The organism is Serratia quinivorans, from assembly GCF_052113645.1.
GTDB classification, from domain to species: Bacteria; Pseudomonadota; Gammaproteobacteria; order Enterobacterales; family Enterobacteriaceae; genus Serratia; species Serratia quinivorans_B.
This window is the reverse complement of sequence record NZ_JBIEIU010000005.1, coordinates 195,644-219,850: the sequence shown is the minus strand read 5'-3', so window position 1 is coordinate 219,850 and position 24,207 is coordinate 195,644. Positions and strand designations below refer to the sequence as shown.

The window sequence follows — 24,207 nt, the reverse complement described above, 5'->3', positions numbered from 1 at the left end:
CAAACTTAAACGACAGGAATCTCTGTCGATTGAATAAAGTGTGAGCAGGATCGTTGAAAAAAACCAAAGGTATTACTAAGGTATTATTAAGGTATCACATTGATGCCAACACCAGACCCTTACACTGCCGCCCCGGTTCCTCCGGCCGGCTCTGAGTCAGCAAGGATATAATAATGAAACGTCCTCATCTGAAGCTGTCCGTCATGATGTTCGTAGAATGGTTTATCTGGGGGGCGTGGTTTGTCCCCCTGTGGCAGTACCTGAACAAACTGGGTTTTACCCCGGCGGAAATCGCCTGGTCCTACAGCAGCACCGCCATTGCCGCTATCCTCTCGCCGGTGCTGGTGGGGGTGATCGCCGACCGCTACTTCGCCGCGCAGAAAATACTGGGCTGGCTGCATCTGGTTGGCGGCGGGTTGATGTTCATCATTGCCTGGCAGACCCAGTTCTCCAGCTTCTTCCCGCTGCTGGTGCTGTACGCCATCACCTATATGCCGACCGTGGCGCTGACCAACAGCATCGCCTTTGCCAATATCGGCGATGCTGAAAAAGAGTTTCCGCGGATCCGCGTTCTGGGCACGCTCGGCTGGATCGCCTCCGGGCTGGTGATCGGCTTTATGCTGCCGCCGCTGCTGGGCACCGCCAATATCTCCGACGGCAACCTGCCGTTGATCATCACCGGCATCGCTTCACTGCTGCTCGGCTTGTACAGCTTCACGCTGCCCAATACGCCGGCCAAGGGCAGCGGCCCGGTGAGCGTCAAGGCGCTGCTTGGTCTGAATGCGCTCGGCCTGCTGAAGGATCGCTCGTTCGCTACCTTTGCGCTCTGTTCCTTCCTGTTCTGCATGCCATTGGCGTTTTACTACCAGTTCGCCAATGGCTACCTGACGCAGGTCGGCCTGCCGGACGCCACCGGCTGGATGACGCTCGGCCAGGTGTCGGAAATCTTCGCGATGCTGGCATTGCCGCTGTTGCTCAAACGCTTTGGCATCAAGAAAGTGTTGATGCTCGGCTTTGTCACCGCCGCCATCCGCTATGTGTTCTTTATCTACGGTGGCACCGCCGACGTTTGGGCCTACAGCATGCTGTTCCTCGGCATTCTGCTGCACGGCGTCAGCTATGACTTTTACTTTGTCACCGGCTACATCTACGTCGACAAAAAAGCGCCGCCGCATATGCGCACCGCCGCACAGGGGTTAATCACCCTGATTTGTCAGGGACTGGGCAGCTTTATCGGCAACTGGCTGGGGGGCCGGGCGATGACCACCTTCGCTCTGGATCAGCCGCACAACGGCATGACCTTCGACTGGTTCGCCGTCTGGGGCGTCGGAGCGGCGATGGTGGTGGCGGTGATGCTGCTGTTCCTGCTGTTCTTTCGGGAGCGCAGCCACAACATTACGCCGGTCAGCATCACCCAATCATAATTCAGCGGCCGGGCCTGACGCCCGGCACAGCACAATACTCAGGAGCAACGGATGAAGCAGTTAACCCAGGAACAACGCGTAGTGGGCGCGCTTTACGGGCAAATGCTGGGCGATGCGCTCGGCATGCCTTCCGAACTGTGGCCGCGTGAGCGGGTTAAACGTCACTTTGGCTGGATCGACCGTTTTCTCGACGGCCCGGCGGAGAATAACGCCGCCTGTTATTTCAAAGCCGGACAGTACACCGACGACACCTCGATGGCGTTGGCGCTGGCCGATGCCCTGGTAGAAGCCGAGGGCCAGGTGGTGCCGGAGCTGATCGCCCGCAACGTGATCCGCTGGGTGGACAGTTTCGATGCCTTCAACAAAAACATCCTCGGCCCCAGTTCCAAACAGGCGTTGGGCGCACAAAAGCAGGGCACGCCGATCGACGCATTGGAAAACAACGGCGTCACCAACGGTGCGGCGATGCGCGTGTCGCCGCTAGGCTGCGTGCTGCCCTCGGCGCCGCTGGAACGCTTTTGCCAGCAAACCTGGCTGGCCTCCAGCCCGACCCATAAATCCGACATTGCCGTCGCCGGTGCGGTGGTGATCGCCTGGGCGGTCGCGCGCGCGGTGGAGGGGGCCAGTTGGGACGAGATCCGCCTGGCACTGCCGGGCGTAGCCGACTACGCTCAGCGTCGTCAGGAGACCACTTTCAGCGCCTCGCTGGCGGCACGCATCGAACTGGCGTTTCAGGTGGTGGATGAGGCCATCGGCACCGAGCAGGCTTCCGAGCGGGTTTATCGGTTGATCGGTGCTGGCGTCAGCACCATTGAGTCGGTCCCGGCGGCGTTGGCGATGGTGCAGCTGGCGCAGACCGATCCCACCCGTTGTGCGGTGCTGTGCGCCAATCTGGGCGGCGACACCGACACCATCGGCGCGATGGCCACGGCTATCTGTGGCGCTCTGAACGGCATCGATGCCTTCGACACTCAGTTGCTGGCGGAGTTGAAGCGGGTGAATCCCTTGAACGTTACCGCCTATGCGCAGTCCTTTTTGCGCTTCCGCCAACGTTGGCAGGAGGCTGAATGAATAACGAACGGCATGAACTGTTGCGCACCCTGACGCAGGGCGGTTGGCATCAGCAATGCCCGGTGATGGTGATCGGTGCGGCGGTGATGGATATGGTGGTCAGCGCCGACGCGCTGCCACCACGCGGTGGCGACGTCTCTGCCAGGATGCAGGGCTTCCACCTTGGCGGTTGCGCCCTGAATATTGCCATGGCGCTGAAACAACTGGGTATCGAGAGCCGCAACCTGTTGCCGGTCGGCGAAGGTGCGTGGGCCGATCGGCTGCGCGGTGAAATGGCAAAGCGTGGGCTGCATTCGGATCTGCAGGTGGGGGGCGAGGACAACGGATGGTGCATGGCGCTGGTGGAACCGGACGGGGAGCGTACCTTCATCTCGATCGACGGTGTAGAAAACCAGTGGCAAACGGCCTGGCTGGAGCCGGCCACGCCCACCGACGGCTTGGTTTACCTCTCCGGTTATCAGTTCAGCGCAGCCAAAGGTGCGGTGCTGATCGACTGGATGTTACGTCTGCCGCCGAGCGTGCGGGTGGTGTTGGATATCGGGCCACGAATCGACGTGATGGATGCGGCTTTGTTGCAGCGCCTGATCCGTCCGGGCGTGATCCTGACGCTCAACCAGCGCGAGGCACAGCATTTAGGTATGCAGGGGGATATCGCCCATTTCTGCCGCAGCCTGTGGCAGCGCACTCACCAGCCGGTGATGGTGCGCTGCGGTGCCCAGGGCGTTTACTACCATGCCGGTGATGAAGATTACGGCTGGATCGCCGCGCGCAAGGTTCAGGTGGTGGACAGCATCGGGGCGGGTGACAGCCACAGTGCCGGGCTGCTGGCCGGTTTGGCGCTGGGCCTGACGACGCGCCAGACCATGATGCTGGCCAACAGCATTGCCGGTTACGTGGTGTCGCAACCCGGTGGCGACTGTGCGCCGACGCTGCCTCAGTTGCTGGCCAGCGAGGAGGATTAATCCTCGCTGATAAACTCGTACATATCGCTGCGGCAGAAGCTTTCGCTGTATTCGATCGGCTTTTTCTGGCGGTCATACAGCGTTTGCCGAATGATCAGCAGCGGCATCGGCTCTTTCAACTGCAGCGCTTGCAGCGTCTCTTCGTCGGTCATCGCCGCGCTGACCTGGCTACGCAACGAGCCCAATTCCACGTTGTTCAGGCGAAAATAGTCATACAGCGAGACGCCAATATCTTCGACGTTGGCGATCGCCTCAGCCACCACATAAGACACCGCCACCGACATGGGGCGCTTATCGATAAAGTGAATACGCTTTAGCTTATACACCGGCGTATTTTCGGTCAGCGCCAGCTTTTCTGCCAGCGCCCGGTCAGCGGGCACCTGCTCACGGCTGATCCACAGAGTGTCCGGTTTACGCCCCTGCAACATCACTTCGCGAGAGAATCCTTTAACGTCCGCCAATGAATAGGCCAGTTTGGCCTCCGGTTGGGGCTGGATAAAGGTGCCGTAACCGCGCGAACGGCCGATGATGCCGTCCTGCTCCAGACAGGCCAGCGCCTTGCGCACCGTGATGCGTGAAATACCCAGTCGTTCGGTGAAATGGCGTTCGCTGGGTAGAAAATCCCCCGGGTTCAGCACCCCTTGCTCAATGGCCTGACGCACCGATTCGTTAAAGCGCAGATACAGCGGCATGGCGCCCGCACTGGCCAAATCCTGCTGCAGTTTGTCCAGCAGATGCTGGTTGGTGTCGATGCTCATAGCCGACCGAAATCCTGTTGCCTCAATGCGATAGCCTATTTAAGGGGATTTCATGCGGCGGCGCAACTGCGGCCGCCGGATATGAGAAGTGAGGGGCGCAGATCGGCATCGTTCAGGTATTGCGTGCTGTCCTGAACCACGTCGACCATCGAACCGAAAGCGGCAAACCGGTTGTTGTGGCCGGTCTTGAGGAAGCGGGTGATATCTTCCGCGCTCCAGCCGCCCAAACCGCTCACCGCATCCGCCCGCAGGTTGGCGGCATGCCAGCCTTCCAGCGTGCCGCCGCTCAGGTAGGCGCTGTCGCTCTGGTTCAGCGCCTTCTCCTGGAAACCGATGCCGCGTGGCGTATGACAGGTGCCGCAGTGGCCTAACCCCTGAACCAGATAGGCACCGCGGTTCCATTCGCTGCTCTGTGTGGCATCCGGCTGATACGCGCCGTCTTCACGGAACGCCAAATCCCACATCGCCAGCGGCCAACGCATGTTCAGCGGCCAGGGAATATCGCTGTCCTTGTTCTGCTGAACCACGGGATCAACCTGATGGGTGAAATACAGATAAAGATCGCGCACGTCCTGATCGTTGATTTTGGCGAAAGAGGGATAGGGCATCGCCGGGTAGAGTCGGGTGCCATCCCGCGCGACGCCTTTGCGCAATGCGTCACTGAACTCCTGCTGGCTGTATTCACCGATACCGGTTTGTTTGTCCGGGGTGATGTTGGTGGAGTAGATGGCTCCCACCGGCGTGGTCATTTTCAGACCACCGGCAAAGGGTGCACCGCCTGGGGCGGTGTGGCAGGCGGCGCAGTCACCGGCGCGCGCCAGATACTCCCCGTGCAGGAGCCGGGCGGCCAATTGCGGATCATCGGCCGCCTGCACCGTCGCGGTGCCCAGCATCAACAGCGCCAGCAGCGAGGGGGTAAATCCTTTCATGTGAAGCTCCTTATGCTATCAGGCCTGAACCAGGGGGCCGGGGTTTTTCAAATACTGCGTGCGGATCGCTTCGGCCGAATAGTAGGCCAACGCCCCGACAATGCCGGTGGGGTTGTAGGCCAGGTTCTGCGGAAAGGCGCAGGCACCGGTGACGAAGACGTTTGGCACGTCCCAACACTGCAGGTATTTATTCACCACGCTGGTGGCCGGGTTGTCGCCGGTAATGGCACCGCCGGTGGTGTGGGTTGACTGGTAGGGACGCACATCGTAATGATCGCCGGTTTTTTTCACCGATACCGCTATCTGTTTGGGGTTCATGGCATTGGCGATATTCACCATTTTGCTGGTGATGTGCTGGGTCATTTTGATTTCGTTGTCTTTCCAGTCAAAGGTCATGCGCAGCAGCGGCAGGCCGTAGCCGTCCTTGTAGGTGGGATCCAGATCCAGATAGCAATCGCGGTAGGGCATTACCGAACCTTCGGAGCCGATGCTCATCGAGTGCGGGTAGTTATCCTTGATACCCTGTTTCCAGCCACCGCCCCAGGTCGGGGTCCCCGGCGGCAGCGTCATTTGCTGGATTGGCCGGCCGCCGGTGCGGGTGGCGGAGATATAGGCACCGCCGATAAAGCCCAAATCGGCATGGTCGAAATTCTCGCCGTTGAGATCGTCGATCACCGTGCCGGCCGCCCCTGCGCCGATAAACGGGTTGAAGTGGGTATTCTGGTCGTAAAACAGCGACACGCCGCTGTTCATCTGATAGGCGTAGTTCTTGCCGACCACGCCTTCCCCGGTAACCGGATTGTAAGGTTTGCCGATGCCGGACAGCAGCAGCAGCCGAACGTTATGCAACTGGAAGGCGCTGAGGATCACCAGATCGGCCGGTTGCTCCACTTCCTGTCCCTGTGCGTTGATATAGGTGACGCCGGTGGCTTTCTTGCCCGTGCTGTCCAGATTCACTTTGATCACCTGCGACTGGGTGCGCAGCTCAAAGTTTTTACGTTTGGTCAGCACCGGCAAAATGGTGGTTTGCGGCGAGGCTTTGGAATACATAAAGCAGCCGAAGCGTTCGCAGTAACCGCAAAAGTTGCAGGGGCCGAGCTGCACGCCGTAAGGGTTGGTGTAGGGCTCGGAGCAGTTGGCGGCGGGAATGGCGAACGGGTGGTAGCCCAGCGACTCCGCGGCGGTGCCGAACAGCGAGCCGGAATAGAGCTGTTTCAGCGCCGGTGTCGGGTATTCGCTGGCGCGCGGCCCTTCAAACGGATTGCCGCCCTTGATGATATTCCCTTGCAGGTTGCCGGCTCGCCCGGAGGTACCGCACACCTTTTCGAACTTGTCGAAATAAGGCTCCAGCTCCTGATAGCTCAGCGGATAATCCTGCAGCGTCATGCCTTCCGGGATCCATTTGGCACCGTACTTTTCATTGAGGGTGGTGTGCAGCTTTAAGTCGGATGGCAACGCGCGCCAATGCATACCGTTCCAGTGCACCCCGGCCCCGCCGACGCCGTTGCCCGGCAGAAATGAACCCAACTGGCGGTAAGGCACGGCAAAATCTGCCGGAGTGTGGCGTACCGTGACCGTCTCGTGCGCCATTTCCTGCGCCAGTTTCAGGCGAATGCCATAGGTCAGTTCGTCGGCAATGCGCGGATAGGCGAAATCCGGGTAGGTCTCGCGCTGCTCACCTCGCTCCAGCGCCAGCACGCTCAGGCCGCTTTCGGTCAACTCCATCCCCATTATGGCGCCGGTCCAGCCAAACCCGACGATAACCACGTCTACCGGTGGTTTTTTAATTGCGCTCATTTAGGCATTCCTTTTGCTTGAAATACTGACCGGGCCGAGAGGATAGGGCTGATTGGGACGATTGACCCAGTCGGTGTAATCCGCCCGCGCGCCGGGGAAACCAATCAGCTTCCAGGACGCCAACGTCTGGTTGCCGCCATGCACCGGATCGGCCAGATAGCCCTCTTTGGTGTTGGTTAACAGCTGGTCGAAAAACGCTTTGCCGGGCAGGGCTTCACTGTCTATCTGGCCGTGCTCCAGCGCCGTCAGCAGCTGTTCCTGCTCGGCGTGGCTGAGTTCGGCAAACACCTTTTGAAACTGCTGCCGACAGTGCGCATTGACTGCGCGAATGCCGATACGGTAAGTCTCACGCGGTGTGAGCTTGGATTGATAGCCCAGTTCCGGCGGCGAAGGAACGAACGGCGGGTGCATATACCACAACCCGCCGTGGCCATAGGGCGTTTCCATTTGCCGATCGATAAATATCGGCACGCCCTGATCGACCGCGCCGGGGCCGTTATTATCCGTGGGGATCAGCCGATCGCAGGCCGCCAGCAAAAAACGCCACTCGTCGCCGTTGAAATAGACCGGAACATAGTGATCGGATACGCCGGGGGCGGGTGCTGCTTTGGCGTCCAGCGCCATAATGCTGCTGCCGGCGGCGGCCAGCGGGATTAACGCCAGAGTCTTTTTTAGAAAGTTACGCCGGGGCGGCGTAGCGTCGTGCTGTTGTGACATAATTCCACCTTGAACATGCTTCACAATAAATGCCTGCGCAGGCCACAGAGGTCTACGCCGCGGCTGTCCAGCAGCGGTAAACAGGCGGGGATGGGTTAAACAAAAAGTAAACAACCACATAAATAGCAAGCTACTGGTATGGTTGTTTCAGTGTAGGACCGGCGAACTGAATGAAACAATCGATGATCTGTTTCAAAACATTTTGTTCACAATTAAGTTGATTTAGATCAATTTATCAACATGCTCGCCACAGGTGTGCCCTCGGGTGACCTGACGCGACCGATCTCTGATCTGGAGCACCATGAAGCACAGTAACGACAGCCGAGCGGATGCTATTCAGGCAACCTTTAGTCGGCATTTGCGACCAGGAATGACGCGTAAAGCCGCGCTGCATCTGACGATCAAGCAATTGGTGACGACGGGAGCGCTGGATTATCTGGCGAAACTGCCGCCCAGCCGGGTACTGGCCGCCCGGCTGACGGTGTCGCGCGACACGGTTGAACTGACTTATGCCCAACTGGAGGCGGAAGGTTACATTGCCCGCGCGGTAGGGCGTGGCAGCTTTGTCAGCTATCAGCAAAATACCCTGATAGGCCGTGAGCTGCTGGCGGCGGAGTCGGCCGAAAGCGGCCAACTGGCGGAACAGGAATTGAGTGTGCGCGGCCGCGATTTGCTGATTGCCGCCCATGCTCCCCATACCGACCGCAACGAGTCACTTACCCCTTCGCTGCCCGATTTGCGCCTGTTCCCTATCGATAGCTGGCTGCAATTGGAAAGGCAGGCGGTGCGGCAGGGCGCCGAGCGCCTGTTGGGCTATGCCGATCCGCAGGGGCTGGTGGAGCTCAGGGAGGAGATCATTGAATATTTGCGGCGCGAAAGGGGCGTAAAAGCCAGCGCGGAGCAGGTGATCGTGGTGACCAGTTCCCAGCAGGCGTTATCGCTGTGTACGCAGTTGTTGTTTAATCCCGGTGACCGGGTGTTTGTTGAAGAACCGGGGTATCAGGGCGCAAAAAAACTGGTTCAGTCGGCAGGGTTAATCGCCGAGCCGATGGCGGTGGATCAATCCGGTATGGATATTGATGCATTGATTCAGGCGGGAAAGGGCGGACGGGGCGTTTACATCACGCCATCCCATCACTACCCCTTGGGGCATTCACTCAGTATCGACAGAAGATTGAAGTTATTGGCCTGGGCGCAACGCGAAAAAGCCTGGATCATTGAAGATGATTACGATTCCGAATTCAATTACGACGGCCTGACCCGGGCGTCGCTACAGGGGCTGGATCAACACCAACGCACCTTATATATCGGGACCTTCAGCAAGACTTTATTTCCGGGGTTGCGTATCGGTTTTATGATCGTCCCCCCGCCGTTGATAAAACCCATGGTGGCCGCCAAACAATTCCAGGATGGCTATACTTCCGCGCTGCCGCAAATGACGTTATTCAAATTTATAAACGGCGATTTTCACACCGAGCATTTAAGGCACATGCGTAAAACCTATCAGGCCCGGCTTGAGATTTTGCATGCGGCGGTTCATCAATATCTGTCCGCCTGGACTCAACCGCGCTTGCCGCAGGGTGGGCTGCAACTGGTTTGCCCGTTGGCGGATGCGGCAACCGAACGGCGTTTGCTCCAGGCCGCCGCCGCGCAAGGCATGAAGGTTTATGGATTGATAGATTTTTATACCGGGCAGCCCACCGAAGGGGCGCTGGTATTCGGCTTTGCCGCCTACACCCCGGACGAGATAGTCAAATTCATCAAAAAGTTATCGTCTATTTTCAGCGCGCTGCCGGCCCCGGCGTAGCGGCGGTTCTACACCCAAATTGGTCTGCTCACTGTTATTAATTGGTCTGTATTCAGTTCGCGATGCTGGGGGTATCCTGCTGGTATTACGTTATTTTTCCTCAGAAAATCCCCCGGGAACCTTAGGTTGTCGCCACTATTGCGACGGCTCGAAAGGCGGCGGGGACAACATCTTAATATCAGAGAGGCACTATGCTCCCAATAAGTCATGAAGCCGTGGTACGCAAAATACAAAACGGGGATAAACCGCAGTGGCTGGAACTGTGGCAGGGATATCTTCACTTTTATCGTGCGGATATTTCGGCGCAGGTTACCGATCATACCTTCGAACGCTTATGCGAAGACCCCCAGGTCTATGGTCTGGTGGCGGAAGATCAAAACGGCAAGCTGCTGGGATTGATGAACCTGATTTTTCATCCTTCCACCTGGAGCTCCACCGGTTATTGTTATATTGAAGATCTTTACGTTTCACCGGCGGCTCGCGGCAAGAAAGTGTCCGAAAAGCTCTTCGAACAGGCCTATCAGTTAGCAAATGAAAAGGGCAGTGACAGAGTTTATTGGATGACGCAGGAATACAACGCCCCGGCGCGATCGCTGTACGACAAAATAGGCCACAGAAGTTCGTTTATCGTTTACACCCGTTAACGCAGGCGGCGAGGAGATTTATGGTGATCAATCAATTTGGGCAGCCGGTGGGCGAGCCATTACCCGATTGGCGGGCGGCGAAACGCCCGGCGGGCGAGACGCTTAACGGACGCTTTTGCTGCCTGAAACAGCTCGATCCGCAGCGTGATCATGCGGCTTTGTTCAGCGCGTTCCAGCAGGCTGCGGATGGCCGGGATTGGACGTATTTATCGATAGAGCGGCCGGACAGCCCGGCGGCGATGTTGCAGCACCTGACCAGCTTGCAGGCGAACGCTACGCTGGCGAACCTGACGGTATTTGACGCGACCAGCCAGACGCCGGTCGGGACGGTGGCCTATATGCGTATCGACGAAGGCAGTGGGGTGGCGGAGATTGGCCACGTCAGTTGGTCACCGGCAATGAAACAGCGCTCCAGCGCCACTGAGGCGATTTATCTGATGCTGCGGCACCTGTTTGAGGATTTGGGTTATCGCCGCTGTGAATGGAAGTGTGACAGCCATAACGCCCCTTCCAAACAGGCGGCCGCGAGGTTTGGCTTCCGGCACGAGGGCACGTTCAGATATGCGGTGGTCACCAAGGGTCGCAGCCGGGACACCGATTGGTTTGCCATCACCGCCGATCGTTGGCCGGCAATCAAGGCCGGGTTCGAGCGGTGGTTGAGCCCCGACAATTTCACTGCGCAAGGGCAGCAGATAAAACGCCTGCAAGAGGGGATGGAATAGAAATAAAAGAGGCGGCCAACTGGCCGCCTCTTTACTATCGGAGCAAAGCGGTTACTTCAGCTCATCGACCATGGTCGCCGCGCGACCAATGTAGTTCGCCGGGGTCATGGCTTTCAGGCGGGTTTTCTCTTCTTCCGGCAGCGCCAGACCATCGATAAACGCCTGCATGCCGGCAGCATCCACGCGTTTGCCACGGGTCAGCTCTTTCAGCTTTTCATACGGCTTTTCGATGCCGTAGCGACGCATCACGGTCTGGATTGGCTCGGCCAACACTTCCCAGTTGTGATCCAGTTCGTCCAGCAGGTGTGCCTGGTTCACTTCCAGCTTGCTGATGCCTTTCATGGTCGCCTGATAGGCGATCAACGCATAGCCCAGGCCCACGCCCAGGTTACGCAGCACGGTGGAGTCGGTCAGGTCGCGCTGCCAGCGGGAAACCGGCAGTTTGCTGGCCAGATGGCCCAGCACCGCATTAGACAGGCCCAGGTTGCCTTCGGAGTTCTCGAAGTCGATCGGGTTAACCTTGTGCGGCATGGTGGAAGAACCGATTTCACCGGCGATGGTCTTCTGCTTGAAATGATTCAGGGCGATGTAACCCCAGATATCACGGTCAAAGTCGATCAGAATGGTGTTGAAACGCGCCACGCAGTCAAACAGCTCGGCAATATAGTCGTGCGGTTCGATTTGGGTGGTGTACGGGTTCCAGGTGATCCCCAGCGAAGTCACGAAGTCTTCGCTGAACACATGCCAGTCCACTTCCGGGTAAGCCACGATGTGGGCGTTATAGTTACCGACCGCACCGTTGATTTTGCCCATGATTTCCACGCGCTCAAGCTGACGGAACTGACGTTCCATGCGGTAAGCCACGTTGGCGAATTCTTTACCGACGGTTGACGGAGTTGCCGGCTGACCGTGGGTACGGGACAGCAGCGGAATATCACGGTATTCCAGCGCCAGGCCCTTGATAGAATCGATGATTTTGCGCCAGTACGGCAGCACCACGTCCTGACGCGCAGTTTGCAGCATCAGCGCGTGCGACAGGTTGTTGATGTCTTCTGAGGTACAGGCAAAGTGGATAAACTCGGACACCGCCTGCAGGGCAGGGATCGCTTCCACTTTCTCTTTCAGGAAATACTCAACCGCTTTCACGTCGTGGTTGGTGGTGCGTTCGATAGTCTTGATACGCTGCGCGTCTTCTTCGCTGAATTCTGCGACGATTTTGTCGAGGAAAGCGTTTGCGTCGGCGTCAAAAGCCGGAACTTCTTTGATTTCTGCGCAGGCGGCCAGTTTTTGCAGCCAACGTACTTCAACCTGCACGCGGAATTTCAGCAGACCGTATTCGCTGAAAATGGCGCGCAGTGCGCTGACTTTATCACCGTAGCGTCCATCAACGGGTGAGACGGCGGTCAGTGAGGATAATTCCATCGGTAGCAACTCCTGGGATCTATTAACAATGAGCAACGATATTTTGCGCCTGTTTGAACAGACGATTACGGGAAAACATTAACTGCAGGCGGCTGCCGCCAACCTGTTGCCACAGTACGGCGGCACGGATGCCGGCCAGCAGAGTGGCGCGAACCTTGGCCTGCACCTGCGGATTCTGCAGGATGGCCGGCGAGCCGGTCACCTGGATGCGCGGCCCGAGCGGGCTGACCACGTCGACATAAATGCCGGCCAGCGCGCTGATAATAGTGTCCGATTCCAGATCAAAATGCGCCAATTGGCGTTCAAGCTGGCCGAGACGTTCGCCAAGCTGGTTCATCGCCTGTTTATTGGCGTTGAGCTTGCGCTCCAGCACCATCAGGCTGATGGTGTAGCGGGTCAGCTCGGCGCCCAACCCTTTATTGTTGGCATTGAGCACGCTCATCAGCGTCTCGAGGCCCACTTTCAGATTGCGTTCTTCCCCGCCGAACACCGCCAGCGTGGAAGAAGGATCCATCTGCAGCAGGCTGTTCAGCGAGGTATGGAAAGCTTCGCGATCGCATTGGCCTTCGTGCGCCAACTGTTGGACCATAAGCGCTGCCTGGCTGATTCCGGCCATGGCCAGCGTAATGTCATAATAGTTCTTCGCCACGATTACTCCTGTAAACGCTGTTCGATAATGCCGCCGCCGAGGCAGATTTCATCCTGATAGAACACGGCTGACTGGCCTGGGGTCACGGCGGCAACCGGCTCGTCGAAACGCACTTCAATACGCTGTTCATCAAGCGGGGTAACGGTGCACGGAATGTCCTGCTGGCGATAACGGGTTTTCACCGTACAGCGGAACGGGCCGCTCAGCGGCAGGCGATCGACCCAATGCAACTGCTGCGCTACCAGGCCGACGGACATCAGACGTGGATGCTCATGCCCCTGGGCGACCACCAGCACGTTGTTGGCGACGTCTTTGTCCACCACGTACCACGGATCTTCACTGCTGTCCTTCATGCCACCGATGCCCAGCCCTTTACGCTGACCGAGGGTGTGGTACATCAGGCCCTGATGCTCACCGACGGTCTGACCGTCGACGCTGACAATCGGGCCCGGCTGTGCAGGCAGGTAGCGGCCGAGGAAATCGCGGAATTTGCGCTCGCCGATAAAGCAGATGCCGGTGGAGTCTTTCTTCTTGGCGGTGACCAGATCAAGCTGTTCGGCGATGCGGCGCACCTCCGGTTTTTCCAGCTCACCGACCGGGAACAGGCTTTGCGCGACCTGCTCGTGGCTCAGGGTGTAGAGGAAATAGCTCTGGTCTTTGTTGCCGTCGACACCGCGCAGCAGACGGCTTTTGCCGTCAACGTCCTGGCGACGTACGTAGTGGCCGGTGGCGATAAAGTCAGCCCCCAGATCTTCTGCGGCGAATTCCAGGAAGGCTTTGAATTTGATTTCTTTATTGCACAGGATGTCCGGGTTCGGCGTGCGGCCGGCCTTGTACTCTTCCAGGAACAGTTCAAAGACGTTGTCCCAGTACTCTGCCGCGAAGTTCACCGTATGCAGTTCGATGCCGAGTTTGTCGCATACCGCTTGCGCATCGGCCAAATCGGTCGCTGCGGAGCAGTACTCTTCATCATCGTCCTCTTCCCAGTTCTTCATAAACAGCCCAGCGACCTGATAGCCCTGTTGCTGTAACAGATAGGCAGTAACGGAAGAGTCGACGCCGCCGGACATACCGACGATTACTTTTTTCTGGCTGTTGTCTGACATGGGGATCTCACGAACTTGAACACGAACCGTGCTGATAAAAAACAAGCGCAGGATTTTACCACGTTGCCCGCCCCGGCGCACGGCACTTATTCATCTCAAAACGGCCAGTTAAAGCTGCCGACCAGCGACAGCGGATAACGCTCCGGCTGCTGGTAACAGCGAAGGCTTTCGGCGACCAGCGCGGAACGCAGGTTAGGGGCCTGCAAAATCTCGTCGGCGCTTAACCACAGGCAGCGGTCGATATCGCTGTCGTGCGGCTCGGTCGGCAGTGGCTGTTCCAGCTCGATGACAAAGCAAAAACGCAGGAAAGGCGTGTTGTCCGGCGCGATCCATTGATGCAGTTTGAGGAACGACTGCGGCGTGGCGCGGATACCGGTTTCTTCCCACAGCTCGCGTTCGGCGGCCTGCACCAGGGTTTCATCGGCCTCGAGGTGGCCGGCCGGCTGATTCCAGAGCGCCTTATGATTAATCGTCTCTTCGACGATCAAAAACTTGCCGGCGGCATGAACCACGCAGGCTACGGTGACGTGCGGTTTAAACATAAAAGTCCCTTACAGCGGCTTGTTTATATGCTGATAAATATCATCCAGCTCGGCGATACGGGTTTGGTAGCTGCCCGCCAGACAGCTGACGTCGCTGCCGCACAGTTTGCGCTGCGAGAGCCAGCGTTGCTGCTGGTCTTGCATCTCTCCGCGAGCGCCCATGGCGAACAGGCCATGCAGGAACTGATATTTGGTGGCCATTTCCACGTCTTTGTCGCTCAGCGTGCGGCTGGCGCAGATGGCTTTTTCGTCGGCCCCGGCGGCTTTGGCGCAGTCAAAACTGGCAGCCTGGGCGACAGAGGCCGAAAATAGGGTGGTGAACAGTAGCGCGGTTAATGTTTTCATCGTTGCTGCTCCACGGGCTGATTACAGTGAATCCAGGGTTTTCCATTCACCGGGCTGCAATTCACCCAATGAAATATTACCCATACTGTAGCGAATCAGTCGCAGAGTAGGAAAGCCGATATGCGCAGTCATGCGACGCACCTGGCGGTTTCGGCCCTCATACAGGGTGATTTTCAACCAGGCCGTGGGGATCGACTTGCGTTCGCGGATCGGCGGATTGCGCGGCCACAGCCATTGTGGTTCCGCGACCAACTCCACCCCGGCCGGCAGCGTCGGCCCGTCTTTGAGCGTAACGCCGCTACGCAAGGGAGCCAGATCGCTTTCCTGCGGCGCGCCTTCAATCTGCACGTAATAGACTTTGCCGGTACCTTTGCCCGGTTGGGTAAGCTGCGCCTGCAGCTTGCCGTCATTGGTTAGCACCAATAATCCTTCGCTGTCGCGATCCAGACGCCCGGCGGCGTAAACATCAGGAAACGGAATGAATTCTTTCAGCGTGGTGCGGCCGGCTTCATCGGTAAATTGCGGGAGCACATCGAACGGCTTATTGAATAACACCACGCGACGCGGCCCCTGTGCTACAGCGGGTTTGGCGGACACAGGCTTGCTGAATCGTTTAACTTTGTGATTTTTAACAGGGAATTTTTTCATAACAGTTGAGATTACGGATGATAGGCGCATTATAACCGAATCCGTTTCGGATTGGCGCGGACTGAAAATTCCAGTAGTATCTACACGCATCTTACAAAGCATTAACAAAAATTGCGCTTGAAGGAGAGGTTGATGGAAAGCAAAGTAGTTGTTCCGGCAGAAGGTAAAAAGATTACGGTCGATGCCCAGGGTAAACTGGTTGTTCCGAATAACCCGATCATTCCGTTTATCGAAGGCGACGGTATTGGCGTTGACGTTACCCCTGCCATGATTCACGTGGTTGATGCGGCAGTGAAAAAAGCCTACCACGGCGAACGTAAAATCTCCTGGATGGAAATCTACACCGGCGAAAAATCCACTCACGTTTACGGGAAAGACGTGTGGCTGCCGGAAGAAACCCTGGATCTGATCCGTGACTACCGCGTTGCCATCAAAGGCCCGCTGACTACCCCGGTCGGTGGCGGTATTCGCTCCCTGAACGTGGCCCTGCGCCAGCAACTGGACCTGTACGTGTGTCTGCGTCCGGTGCGTTACTACCAGGGCACGCCAAGCCCGGTTAAACAGCCAGAGCTGACCGACATGGTGATCTTCCGCGAAAACGCCGAAGACATCTATGCAGGTATCGAATGGAAAGCCGGTTCTGCCGAAGCAGACAAAGTGATCAAGTTCCTGCGCGACGAAATGGGCGTGAAGAAAATTCGCTTCCCAGAGCAATGCGGTATCGGCGTGAAGCCATGCTCTGAAGAAGGGACCAAGCGTCTGGTACGTGCGGCGATCGAATACGCGATCACCAACGACCGTGACTCTGTGACTCTGGTTCACAAAGGCAACATCATGAAGTTCACCGAAGGTGCCTTCAAGGATTGGGGCTACGAACTGGCGCGCGAAGAGTTCGGCGGCGAACTGATCGACGGCGGTCCATGGCTGAAAATCAAGAACCCGAACACCGGTAAAGAGATCGTGGTTAAAGACGTGATCGCCGACGCCTTCCTGCAGCAAATCCTGCTGCGTCCGGCTGAATACGACGTGATCGCCTGTATGAACCTGAACGGTGACTACATCTCCGACGCCCTGGCCGCACAGGTTGGCGGTATCGGTATCGCACCTGGCGCCAACATCGGTTCCGATTGCGCGCTGTTCGAAGCCACCCACGGTACTGCACCTAAGTATGCCGGCCAGGATAAAGTGAACCCAGGTTCCATCATCCTGTCGGCAGAAATGATGCTGCGTCACATGGGCTGGTTCGAAGCGGCTGACCTGATCGTTAAAGGCATGGAAGGCGCTATCGCTGCCAAGACCGTGACCTATGACTTCGAACGCCTGATGGAAGGCGCTAAACTGCTGAAATGTTCAGAGTTTGGCGACGCTATCGTTAAACACATGTAATGGTGTTTTAGCGTTTGAAGCAGAACGGGAGCCTCAGGGCTCCCGTTTTTTATGGAGGGTATTTTTAAAGAGATAACACCCGGCCGAGGGGATCTTGATAGCACCAACGATCTTTATAGCCCGCGGTGGGTTTGCCAAATGAATAACGCATGGCTTTCCCTGCGGCCTCACACAACTCATACGCGGTTTTTACATTTAGCCAGGTGACGATGGTTCCTGGGCAGAACGCATCATGACGCTGGTCATACCCGCCATTAACATAATCGAAATTAATCCATTTAGGGCTTTCTGCTTTGGTGATGAGCTGAAATGCGCAGGGTTCACCCGCGATGAATAAAACATGGCCGAAGTGAAATGATCTTAAGGAGGTGAACATATCAACGGTTTCAATAAAATGACTTGGCCTATGCCCCCATCGTTTTTCGAACAGATCGAAGTATATTGTGATGAGCTCTTGTGGAGTGAAACAGCTTTGGTCGAAAACTTCACCGCCGGCTTTTATAAATTTGTTCAGCTCTCTTTTTCTGCTGTTTTTCGTCGATGAAGAGAAACCCTCCTTGCCGCATCCTTTTGCCAGGCAGATGGCGCGATGGCTATTTAACCGATAGGTTGCGTTTAATACGTTTTTTCTATTTAACGAGGACAGTATTTTGGTTTTAAAGGGCAGCGCAGTTCGAAGTTTGGGATGAAACGGCAGCGCGATTTCATCTTTATTAAACTGATAATGACCAAGTTTTATCGCTTTCGCCGTTTTGCCATCACAGGCAAGATTGCTGTTTCGCCAGGAGCAAAATGCCCCCAGTAAACTACCATGACTATTTTGCTTGATAAAGTAACGGGGGCGGCAATCGAGTCTGCTATGCAGAAACGCCAATACTTCAGGATGAGTGACAAAATTCCCGCCATATAAATCAAAACACTTCCCATATTCGGCTGCTGTGCCTGGCTTCCAACCGGAGGCCAAATTTGTTAATTTTTTAATCATAATATTTTTCGTTTTTGTACATCAGAATAGACATTATAAATTAATTAACCACAGAGTTTGAAGTGCTAATGGTGCGCTGGTTTGATAGAGGCCGCGATCGGGCCGTTCGTCGAGGGTGTGAATCGATAAAAAAAACGAGAATCTGATGATCCTCGTTTTTTATTGCAGGGTTAAATCTTGTGGTGACAAGGGGAACTAATGCTTAATCCACCTTGGTGGCGTCAGGATGGTTCTTGCCTTCCTCGATAAAATCTTCATCGATCTCATCGGTGGTTTCCTTGCTGTCACGGCCGGAAAGAATATTCCAGCAGGCGATGAACAAGGCGGCGATCAAGGGGCCGATCACGAAGCCGTTGATGCCGTAAATTTCCATACCACCCAGGGTTGAAATCAGAATCAGGTAGTCCGGCATTTTGGTGTCTTTGCCGACCAACAGCGGGCGAAGAATGTTGTCCACCAACCCGATGATCACCACAAAGAAACCGACCAGGAACAGGCCTTTCCACAGCATGCCGGTGGCGAAGAAATAGATGGCTGCCGGCACCCAGATAATGGCGGAACCCACGGCGGGGATGATGGACAGGAATGCCATCAGTGCGGCCCACAGCAGGCTGCCTTCGATCCCGGTGAAATAGAACGCCAGGCCGCCGAGCGCACCTTGCACTACCGCCACCACGACCGTGCCTTTCACCGTAGCGCGGGAAACGGCAGCGAACTTCACAAACAGGTGATGCTTAACATGCTCGGATAACGGCAAGGCTTCGAGCGTCAGATTGACCAGGTAAGGGCCATCTTTCAGCAGGAAGAACAGCAGATACAGCATGACGCCAAAGCCAACGGCGAAATTGAATGTGCCTTTGCCAATCAGGAATACGCTACCGGCCAGATATTGGCCGCCTTTCAGTGCCAGCTCGGAAAGCTGCTTCTGAATTTCTGCGGCGCTGTCCAGATTATGCTCCGCCAGAAAATGTCGCGCCCAGCCAGGGAGTAACTTCAGGGTATCGGCCACAATAACCGGGAACTGCGTGTTATTGGTCTGCAGCTTGGTGTAAACGACGTTCAGCTCCATCGCCAATGACGAAGCGATGATTGCCAACGGGGTAAACACGATCAAGCAAATCACGGCGACCGTTATCAGCGAAACCAGTCCGTTTCGCTCACCCAAATATTGTTTAAGCTTTTGTTTTACAGGGTGGAAAATCACCGCCAGGATGATCGCCCACAGCACTGACGAATAGTAGGGCCCCAATACGTCCAGAAAAGCAGCGGTAACAATAAAAAGGATCAGAATAAAGAATCCCTTTGAAATACCCGTAGACATCATACCCGTCCCTCTGATGATAGATTTTGCCTGCCAATCTCGCTATTGCCTGACATTGACACTTCTTGAAGAACAAACACTATCATCACAAACCTGTAACAGGTAGTGGATTTTACAGGGGAACAATTAACAAAACTTATTAATAACGCGGCATTCTGTGAGGCCTTAGGTGCGGTGAAACTGTGTCAGGTTATCCGGGCCGCAGAGTGGGGCGCAACGGCATACTTCGAGTTTAATGGCTATGGCGTGCCGTATATAAGGATGTGCCGGTAATATTTCCGCATCAGATAAATTGAAATCTGGTTCCATATAAAGGCGGGGATAGAGACGGTGAGCAGAATTTGCAAAAAATGGCCAATATCTCCCTCGATTTGCGGGTAAAAATGATAGGAGATACGGATAAATAGCCAGATCAGGGCGATGTAAAGCATCAAACCTGCCCACCCCTCCCAATGGCGATAGGTCATAAAATAGGCGGCGCGATAATGACGATTGCGCTCTGCACGCGGGAGCGTCTGCAGTTCTGGGATTTGACGTCTTGACCAATATATTTTCATGGCAACCTCCTGTCGCTAAGTTGCATATGATATTGATTATCAATAATGACTGCAATCCGCCTGGCTATTGTTTGGTCCCATGGCAGGGTTTTCGATAATGATCAATATCATTGAAGTCTGAGTAACACTCTCCGTCTACCGCTGAGGTCCGCTGCCGCCCAGCGGGTTAACGCGCCCGATCACACAAACCCCAGCATCGTCTTTCCTTCAACCGGTTTGCCATGATAGTTTCTATCAAAATACTGATGGGAATGATTATGGCAGGCAAAAAAACCACGCTGGCGGCGATCGCCAGAGAGGCGCATGTCGGTATCGCCACGGTTGATCGGGTGATAAACCAACGCGCGGCGGTGCGGCCGGAAACGGAGCGTAAAGTCATCGCGGCAGCGCAAAAGCTGGGGTTCGCGCTGGAAAAGTCCCACCGGCTGTTTGAAGCCGCCAGGCAGCCTGCCGTGCGGCTCAAAATGGGGTTTATCCTGCTGCAAAAAGAGCATTCATTCTACTCGCAGCTGGCAGACAGCCTGCTGGAGCTGGCCTTGCCTTACCACGATCGCGAATGTCCGCCCCAATTCATTTTTCATGATATCAGCGCCGTCAGCGACACTGCCGCCGCCATCACGCAGCTAAGCCAGAGTGTGGACGTTATTGGGGTGCTGGCGCTGGACAACCCGATGATCCGCTATGCGGTCGAAGAGGCGACCCGGCAGGGCGTAAAGGTGTTCACGCTGCTGTCGGATCTGTCGGTACACTGCCGCGCCGGGTATATCGGGTTGGATAACCAACAGGCCGGCCGCACTGCCGCCTGGGCGGTGGAGCGTCTGTGTCGGCGGCAGGGCGAAGTGGGGGTGATCATCGGCGATAATCGCTTTCAGTGTCAGGAAACCTGTGAAAGCAGCTTCCGATCTTATCTGCGCGAACATCTTAGCGCTCAGCGAGTGCTTGAACCGCTACGCAGCCATGAACAGGCCGAAAGCGCCAGACAAGTGACCCAAACCCTGCTGGAGCAGCACCCTGATTTGGTGGCCCTGTATGCGCCCTGCGGCGGCGTGGAGGGGATCATCGCTGCATTGCGCGAGAGCGGCAGGCAGCATGAGGTGATGCTGATTGGCCATGGCCCGGTTGAGGAGGGCGAAATGGCGTTGATTGACGGCACCTTGGATCTGATGTTGAGGCACCGGCTCCAAGAGTTCGCAGCCTCGATCATCGACACCTTTGTCAGCGCCGCCGGCGGTGAGCATTCGGGGTTTATCCACGCCATTAACCGTTTTGATCTGATCACCAAAGAAAATATCTGATTGCCGGCTCCCTGCGCGGGAGCCATTTCCCCGCTCAAAATCCTCTGCTCCTTTTAAGGCTACGGCCCGCCTGAATTTGATAGAAAAATATCATTTTAACTATCAAAATTAACGCGATCGCCATCAAAAAATGAAAGTTTCATTATTGCCGGTTTCGAAACCTTTGTTTGATACTGACGCCACACCCACGTCGAAACGGAACGAAAAATGACCTTGCCGATTGCCAATGCTCCCTGCAGTTGGGGAGTGGATGACCCCAAAAATCCTTATCTTCCGCCTTACGCCAAAGTGCTGCAGGAGGCCGGCACCGCCGGCTATCACAGTATTGAGCTGGGGCCGTGGGGCTACCTGCCAACCGAAGCCGCGACCCTGACCGAGGTGTTGCAACACCACCAACTGTCGCTGGTGGCAGGCACCCTTTTTGACGATCTGGTCAGCGAGCAGAACTTCGCGCACCTCCTGACGCTGACCCACAACATCTGCCGCAACTTATCGCAGGCCCCCAAGGCGCAGCCGCTGCGCGAAGGCCATTTTTCACCGCCGTATCTGGTGATCATCGACTTCGGCAACCCGCAACGGGCCAGGTTCGCCGGGCAGTCCTCGCAGGCAGCGCGGCTGGAGCCTGCCGACTGGAACCGGATGATCGACCATATCATTACCCTCAGCGAGCTTGCCTGGCGGGAATATGGTGTGCGGCCGGTAGTGCATCCGCATGCCGGTGGCTGCATCGAATTCGCCGATGAAATCGAGCTGTTGGCCAGCCAGATCCCACACCAAACCGCCGGATTGTGCCTGGACACCGGACACCTGTATTACTCCGGCATGGATCCGGTCACCTGGCTCGAGCGCTATTTCACCCGCATTGATTACCTGCATTTCAAGGACGTTAACCCACGGGTATTGCGTGATGTGCTGGCGCACGGGCTGGATTTCTTTACCGCCTGTGCCCAGGGGGTGATGTGCCCACTGGGGCAGGGAGCGATCGACTATCCGGCGGTGCGTGAGTTATTGGCGGCGCGCGGTTATCAGGGCTGGGTCACCATCGAGCAGGAACGCGATCCGCGTCAGGTGCAGGGCAGCCTGCGCGACGTAACGGAAAGCCTCAATTATTTACGCAGCGTCGGTTTTTAATCAGGAGAAACGAAATGATTAACGGTATTAAACCTCTGGGGCGCTCCCTGCGTTGGGGCATGGTGGGCGGCGGCGGTACCAGCCAGATCGGCTATATTCACCGTTCTGCGGCACTGCGCGACGGCACTTTCACCCTGCTGGCCGGCGCGTTCGACATTGACGCATCGCGCGGGCGCAGCTTCGGGCAAAGCCTGGGCGTGGCGGCAGAACGCTGTTACCCGGATTACGCCACGCTGTTTCGTGAAGAGGCCGCCCGCGCGGACGGCATCGAGGCGGTATCCATTGCCACGCCAAACAATACCCATTTCGCTATCTGCCAGGCAGCGCTGGAAGCCGGTCTGCACGTGGTGTGCGAAAAACCGCTGTGTTTCACCGCCGAAGAGGCGCAGACACTGGTCGAACTGAGCCAGAAACAGCATAAAATTATCGGCGTCACCTACGGCTACTCCGGGCATCAACTGATCCTTCAGGCCCGCCAGATGATTGCCGAGGGCCAACTGGGTGAGATACGGATTATCAACATGCAGTTTTCCCACGGGTTCCATGCCGCGCCGGTGGAGCAAGATAATCCCAGCACGCGCTGGCGGGTGGATCCGCGTTTTGTCGGCCCCAGCTATGTATTGGGCGATTTGGCGACTCATCCGCTATTCCTGGCGGAAACCATGGTGCCACAGCTGAAGATCAAACGGCTGATGTGCAGCCGCCAGAGCTTTGTCAAAAGCCGTGCACCGCTCGAAGACAACGCCTACGTGCTGATGGAGTACGACAACGGCGCGGTCGGTTCGATGTGGTGTTCGGCGGTCAACAGCGGCTCAATGCACGGCCAGAAGGTGCGCATTGTCGGCGAAAAGGCCAGTCTGGAGTGGTGGGACGAACAGCCGAACCAATTGCGCTTTGAAGTGCAGGGCGAACCGGTGCGTATTCTGGAACGCGGCATGTCCTATCTCGACCCAATGGCGTTGACGGACGATCGCATTGGTGGCGGGCATGCCGAAGGGCTATTCGAAGCCTGGTCGAATCTCTACCGGCGTTTTGCGCTGGCGATGGACGCCACCGACCGGCGGGACGCGGCGTTTCTGGCCGACTTTTGGTACCCCGACGCGCATGCCGGGGCGATGGGAGTGCGCTGGGTAGAAAACTGCGTGCGTTCCGCCGATGCCGGTGCCGGCTGGGTGGAATTCCGCTGAGGTGAACCCGGTGCCGGCCTTTACCGCTTAAGCGCTGGCACCGTCAAACGGATGGATCTTCAATGAATCCAGCGCCAGTTCAGGCACACAGCGCAGGTTGATGGCACACATCGCGGCACCGTCCGGCCCTTTGCCGTAAGCAAAGGCCTCAGTGCCGCATTTTTGGCAGAACTGGTGTTGAATAATGTGTTTGTTAAAGGTATAGCCGCGCAGCACATCCTCACCGCTGTTCAGCACAAAGCTGTTGATCGGGAAGAACGCCAACAGCATGCCTTTGCGGCGGCAGATTGAACAGTTGCAGCTTAGGGCCTCATGGGGCAGATCGGCGTTCACCCTAAAGGTGACGGCGCCGCAGTGGCAGCTTCCTTCGAATGGCATGATGGTTTACCTGCTGAGAATCTCACTTCGTCCAATTATAGTTTACTTATTCGCCATATTGGTTTGATTGCGGTACCGCATTAATATCAGTAGGGACTCTCTGGTTCGCTATCTTTAGATAAAACTTTAAATTCTGTTAAGTTACTTATTAGCGTAATCAAAAGGAGAGAACGATGTTAGAGCAATATTACCCGGCTACCCTGAGTTCCAAACCGGTCACGGACGAGCAGCATAAAAGGCTGGTGGCGGTGCAAGCGGCGCTGGAGCTGATCAAGGCTACGCTGTCCGACACCAACGACGGCAACGGCGTGGACTTCCAGCTTAAGGCCGCTGAAAAGCACATTGGCCCGATGGCCGACGCTATCCAGGAAGCGCTCAAGTAACGCTCCGTGTGGCTCATCAACCGCCCAAGGGCGGTTTTTTT

At 56.5% G+C, this 24,207-nt stretch carries 24 protein-coding genes and 1 pseudogene; 11 read left to right on the top strand and 14 right to left on the bottom strand.

Annotation, left to right across the window (positions count from 1 at the left end; genetic code table 11):
• The first annotated feature begins 173 nt into the window (after positions 1-173).
• From ACGS9J_RS12150 to ACGS9J_RS12140, 3 genes are read left to right on the top strand one after another with little or no spacing between them, the layout of a single operon-like run.
• Positions 174-1,424 (top strand): nucleoside permease, encoded by a 1,251-nt coding sequence (locus ACGS9J_RS12150; protein WP_442231158.1) that lies wholly within the window; start codon positions 174-176, stop codon positions 1,422-1,424.
• Positions 1,425-1,475: 51 nt separating this feature from the next.
• Positions 1,476-2,495 (top strand): ADP-ribosylglycohydrolase family protein, encoded by a 1,020-nt coding sequence (locus ACGS9J_RS12145; protein ID WP_442231157.1) that lies wholly within the window; start codon positions 1,476-1,478, stop codon positions 2,493-2,495.
• Entirely contained in the window at positions 2,492-3,457 is a 966-nt protein-coding gene (locus ACGS9J_RS12140; protein ID WP_442231156.1) for a PfkB family carbohydrate kinase, read from the top strand. Before ACGS9J_RS12145 ends, ACGS9J_RS12140 begins: the two co-directional genes overlap by 4 nt.
• On the opposite strand, the gene ACGS9J_RS12135 is transcribed toward ACGS9J_RS12140, so the two are convergent.
• The 4 genes and pseudogenes from ACGS9J_RS12135 to ACGS9J_RS12120 all read right to left on the bottom strand — a co-directional run bounded on the left by ACGS9J_RS12135 (position 3,454) and on the right by ACGS9J_RS12120 (position 7,658).
• Positions 3,454-4,215 (bottom strand): GntR family transcriptional regulator, encoded by a 762-nt coding sequence (locus ACGS9J_RS12135; RefSeq protein WP_442231155.1) that lies wholly within the window; start codon positions 4,213-4,215, stop codon positions 3,454-3,456. The two genes, ACGS9J_RS12140 and ACGS9J_RS12135, sit on opposite strands and share 4 nt — an antisense overlap.
• A 95-nt stretch (positions 4,216-4,310) precedes the next feature.
• Positions 4,311-5,144, bottom strand: a pseudogene (locus ACGS9J_RS12130) (c-type cytochrome); the annotation flags it as partial.
• Between the two features lie 18 nt (positions 5,145-5,162).
• A complete protein-coding gene (locus ACGS9J_RS12125) occupies positions 5,163-6,941 on the bottom strand; it encodes a GMC family oxidoreductase (protein ID WP_442231154.1) in 1,779 nt (592 codons plus the stop codon).
• A complete protein-coding gene (locus ACGS9J_RS12120; protein ID WP_442231153.1) occupies positions 6,942-7,658 on the bottom strand; it encodes a gluconate 2-dehydrogenase subunit 3 family protein in 717 nt (238 codons plus the stop codon).
• A gap of 301 nt (positions 7,659-7,959) precedes the next feature.
• On the opposite strand from ACGS9J_RS12120, the gene pdxR reads away from it, so the two are divergent.
• The 3 genes from pdxR to ACGS9J_RS12105 all read left to right on the top strand — a co-directional run bounded on the left by pdxR (position 7,960) and on the right by ACGS9J_RS12105 (position 10,831).
• Positions 7,960-9,465: a MocR-like pyridoxine biosynthesis transcription factor PdxR gene (pdxR, locus tag ACGS9J_RS12115; protein WP_442231152.1), complete on the top strand. Its 1,506-nt coding sequence runs from the start codon at positions 7,960-7,962 to the stop codon at positions 9,463-9,465.
• Between the two features lie 191 nt (positions 9,466-9,656).
• Positions 9,657-10,109, top strand: coding sequence for a GNAT family N-acetyltransferase (locus ACGS9J_RS12110; protein WP_442231151.1), 453 nt, complete (start codon positions 9,657-9,659; stop codon positions 10,107-10,109).
• Positions 10,110-10,129: 20 nt separating this feature from the next.
• On the top strand, positions 10,130-10,831 hold the full coding sequence (locus tag ACGS9J_RS12105) for a GNAT family N-acetyltransferase (protein ID WP_442231150.1): 702 nt from the start codon (positions 10,130-10,132) through the stop codon (positions 10,829-10,831).
• Positions 10,832-10,882: 51 nt separating this feature from the next.
• Here ACGS9J_RS12105 and purB read toward each other — a convergent pair whose 3' ends face one another.
• From purB to rluE, 6 genes are all read right to left on the bottom strand, one after another.
• Positions 10,883-12,253 carry an adenylosuccinate lyase gene (gene purB, locus ACGS9J_RS12100; RefSeq protein ID WP_442231149.1) on the bottom strand — a complete coding sequence of 457 codons (1,371 nt, stop codon included), beginning with the start codon at positions 12,251-12,253 and terminating at the stop codon, positions 10,883-10,885.
• 22 nt (positions 12,254-12,275) lie between these two features.
• Positions 12,276-12,902, bottom strand: coding sequence for a high frequency lysogenization protein HflD (gene hflD / locus ACGS9J_RS12095; protein ID WP_020826477.1), 627 nt, complete (start codon positions 12,900-12,902; stop codon positions 12,276-12,278).
• Positions 12,903-12,904: 2 nt separating this feature from the next.
• Entirely contained in the window at positions 12,905-14,008 is a 1,104-nt protein-coding gene (gene mnmA / locus ACGS9J_RS12090; RefSeq protein ID WP_442231148.1) for a tRNA 2-thiouridine(34) synthase MnmA, read from the bottom strand.
• Between the two features lie 95 nt (positions 14,009-14,103).
• On the bottom strand, positions 14,104-14,550 hold the full coding sequence (locus ACGS9J_RS12085; RefSeq protein WP_442231147.1) for an NUDIX hydrolase: 447 nt from the start codon (positions 14,548-14,550) through the stop codon (positions 14,104-14,106).
• Positions 14,551-14,559: 9 nt separating this feature from the next.
• Positions 14,560-14,895, bottom strand: coding sequence for a lysozyme inhibitor LprI family protein (locus ACGS9J_RS12080; RefSeq protein WP_442231146.1), 336 nt, complete (start codon positions 14,893-14,895; stop codon positions 14,560-14,562).
• Between the two features lie 21 nt (positions 14,896-14,916).
• The gene (gene rluE / locus ACGS9J_RS12075) at positions 14,917-15,543 is read right to left on the bottom strand and encodes a 23S rRNA pseudouridine(2457) synthase RluE (RefSeq protein WP_442231145.1); all 627 of its coding nucleotides are present in this window, start codon (positions 15,541-15,543) and stop codon (positions 14,917-14,919) included.
• A 132-nt stretch (positions 15,544-15,675) separates the two neighbouring features.
• Between rluE and icd the strand changes: the two genes are divergently transcribed.
• Positions 15,676-16,929: an NADP-dependent isocitrate dehydrogenase gene (gene icd, locus ACGS9J_RS12070; RefSeq protein ID WP_012006449.1), complete on the top strand. Its 1,254-nt coding sequence runs from the start codon at positions 15,676-15,678 to the stop codon at positions 16,927-16,929.
• 64 nt (positions 16,930-16,993) lie between these two features.
• On the opposite strand, the gene ACGS9J_RS12065 is transcribed toward icd, so the two are convergent.
• The 3 genes from ACGS9J_RS12065 to ACGS9J_RS12055 all read right to left on the bottom strand — a co-directional run bounded on the left by ACGS9J_RS12065 (position 16,994) and on the right by ACGS9J_RS12055 (position 19,792).
• Positions 16,994-17,914 (bottom strand): GNAT family N-acetyltransferase, encoded by a 921-nt coding sequence (locus tag ACGS9J_RS12065; RefSeq protein ID WP_442231144.1) that lies wholly within the window; start codon positions 17,912-17,914, stop codon positions 16,994-16,996.
• Positions 17,915-18,116: 202 nt separating this feature from the next.
• A complete protein-coding gene (locus tag ACGS9J_RS12060; RefSeq protein ID WP_442231143.1) occupies positions 18,117-19,238 on the bottom strand; it encodes an AI-2E family transporter in 1,122 nt (373 codons plus the stop codon).
• A gap of 236 nt (positions 19,239-19,474) precedes the next feature.
• Positions 19,475-19,792 (bottom strand): hypothetical protein, encoded by a 318-nt coding sequence (locus tag ACGS9J_RS12055; protein WP_442231142.1) that lies wholly within the window; start codon positions 19,790-19,792, stop codon positions 19,475-19,477.
• Positions 19,793-20,049: 257 nt separating this feature from the next.
• Between ACGS9J_RS12055 and ACGS9J_RS12050 the strand changes: the two genes are divergently transcribed.
• The 3 genes from ACGS9J_RS12050 (at position 20,050) to ACGS9J_RS12040 (ending at position 23,405) form a co-directional block, all read left to right on the top strand.
• Entirely contained in the window at positions 20,050-21,087 is a 1,038-nt protein-coding gene (locus ACGS9J_RS12050; protein ID WP_442231141.1) for a LacI family DNA-binding transcriptional regulator, read from the top strand.
• Between the two features lie 207 nt (positions 21,088-21,294).
• Positions 21,295-22,218 carry a TIM barrel protein gene (locus ACGS9J_RS12045; RefSeq protein ID WP_442231140.1) on the top strand — a complete coding sequence of 308 codons (924 nt, stop codon included), beginning with the start codon at positions 21,295-21,297 and terminating at the stop codon, positions 22,216-22,218.
• A 14-nt stretch (positions 22,219-22,232) separates the two neighbouring features.
• Positions 22,233-23,405: a Gfo/Idh/MocA family protein gene (locus tag ACGS9J_RS12040; protein WP_442231139.1), complete on the top strand. Its 1,173-nt coding sequence runs from the start codon at positions 22,233-22,235 to the stop codon at positions 23,403-23,405.
• A gap of 27 nt (positions 23,406-23,432) precedes the next feature.
• On the opposite strand, the gene ACGS9J_RS12035 is transcribed toward ACGS9J_RS12040, so the two are convergent.
• The gene (locus ACGS9J_RS12035; RefSeq protein WP_442231138.1) at positions 23,433-23,783 is read right to left on the bottom strand and encodes a GFA family protein; all 351 of its coding nucleotides are present in this window, start codon (positions 23,781-23,783) and stop codon (positions 23,433-23,435) included.
• Positions 23,784-23,956: 173 nt separating this feature from the next.
• On the opposite strand from ACGS9J_RS12035, the gene ACGS9J_RS12030 reads away from it, so the two are divergent.
• Positions 23,957-24,166: a hypothetical protein gene (locus ACGS9J_RS12030; RefSeq protein WP_442231137.1), complete on the top strand. Its 210-nt coding sequence runs from the start codon at positions 23,957-23,959 to the stop codon at positions 24,164-24,166.
• Positions 24,167-24,207 lie beyond the last annotated feature (41 nt).

Coding starts and splice junctions, on each gene's coding strand:
- ACGS9J_RS12125 (WP_442231154.1), bottom strand. CDS start 6,941: ATGAGCGCAATTAAAAAACCACCGGTAGACGTGGTTATCGTCGGGTTT.
- ACGS9J_RS12110 (WP_442231151.1), top strand. CDS start 9,657: ATGCTCCCAATAAGTCATGAAGCCGTGGTACGCAAAATACAAAACGGG.
- ACGS9J_RS12030 (WP_442231137.1), top strand. CDS start 23,957: ATGTTAGAGCAATATTACCCGGCTACCCTGAGTTCCAAACCGGTCACG.
- ACGS9J_RS12040 (WP_442231139.1), top strand. CDS start 22,233: ATGATTAACGGTATTAAACCTCTGGGGCGCTCCCTGCGTTGGGGCATG.
- icd (WP_012006449.1), top strand. CDS start 15,676: ATGGAAAGCAAAGTAGTTGTTCCGGCAGAAGGTAAAAAGATTACGGTC.
- rluE (WP_442231145.1), bottom strand. CDS start 15,543: ATGAAAAAATTCCCTGTTAAAAATCACAAAGTTAAACGATTCAGCAAG.
- ACGS9J_RS12050 (WP_442231141.1), top strand. CDS start 20,050: ATGGCAGGCAAAAAAACCACGCTGGCGGCGATCGCCAGAGAGGCGCAT.
- ACGS9J_RS12065 (WP_442231144.1), bottom strand. CDS start 17,914: ATGATTAAAAAATTAACAAATTTGGCCTCCGGTTGGAAGCCAGGCACA.
- pdxR (WP_442231152.1), top strand. CDS start 7,960: ATGAAGCACAGTAACGACAGCCGAGCGGATGCTATTCAGGCAACCTTT.
- ACGS9J_RS12055 (WP_442231142.1), bottom strand. CDS start 19,792: ATGAAAATATATTGGTCAAGACGTCAAATCCCAGAACTGCAGACGCTC.
- purB (WP_442231149.1), bottom strand. CDS start 12,253: ATGGAATTATCCTCACTGACCGCCGTCTCACCCGTTGATGGACGCTAC.
- ACGS9J_RS12045 (WP_442231140.1), top strand. CDS start 21,295: ATGACCTTGCCGATTGCCAATGCTCCCTGCAGTTGGGGAGTGGATGAC.
- ACGS9J_RS12135 (WP_442231155.1), bottom strand. CDS start 4,215: ATGAGCATCGACACCAACCAGCATCTGCTGGACAAACTGCAGCAGGAT.
- mnmA (WP_442231148.1), bottom strand. CDS start 14,008: ATGTCAGACAACAGCCAGAAAAAAGTAATCGTCGGTATGTCCGGCGGC.
- ACGS9J_RS12080 (WP_442231146.1), bottom strand. CDS start 14,895: ATGAAAACATTAACCGCGCTACTGTTCACCACCCTATTTTCGGCCTCT.
- ACGS9J_RS12140 (WP_442231156.1), top strand. CDS start 2,492: ATGAATAACGAACGGCATGAACTGTTGCGCACCCTGACGCAGGGCGGT.
- ACGS9J_RS12150 (WP_442231158.1), top strand. CDS start 174: ATGAAACGTCCTCATCTGAAGCTGTCCGTCATGATGTTCGTAGAATGG.
- ACGS9J_RS12035 (WP_442231138.1), bottom strand. CDS start 23,783: ATGCCATTCGAAGGAAGCTGCCACTGCGGCGCCGTCACCTTTAGGGTG.
- ACGS9J_RS12120 (WP_442231153.1), bottom strand. CDS start 7,658: ATGTCACAACAGCACGACGCTACGCCGCCCCGGCGTAACTTTCTAAAA.
- ACGS9J_RS12105 (WP_442231150.1), top strand. CDS start 10,130: ATGGTGATCAATCAATTTGGGCAGCCGGTGGGCGAGCCATTACCCGAT.
- ACGS9J_RS12145 (WP_442231157.1), top strand. CDS start 1,476: ATGAAGCAGTTAACCCAGGAACAACGCGTAGTGGGCGCGCTTTACGGG.
- ACGS9J_RS12060 (WP_442231143.1), bottom strand. CDS start 19,238: ATGATGTCTACGGGTATTTCAAAGGGATTCTTTATTCTGATCCTTTTT.
- ACGS9J_RS12085 (WP_442231147.1), bottom strand. CDS start 14,550: ATGTTTAAACCGCACGTCACCGTAGCCTGCGTGGTTCATGCCGCCGGC.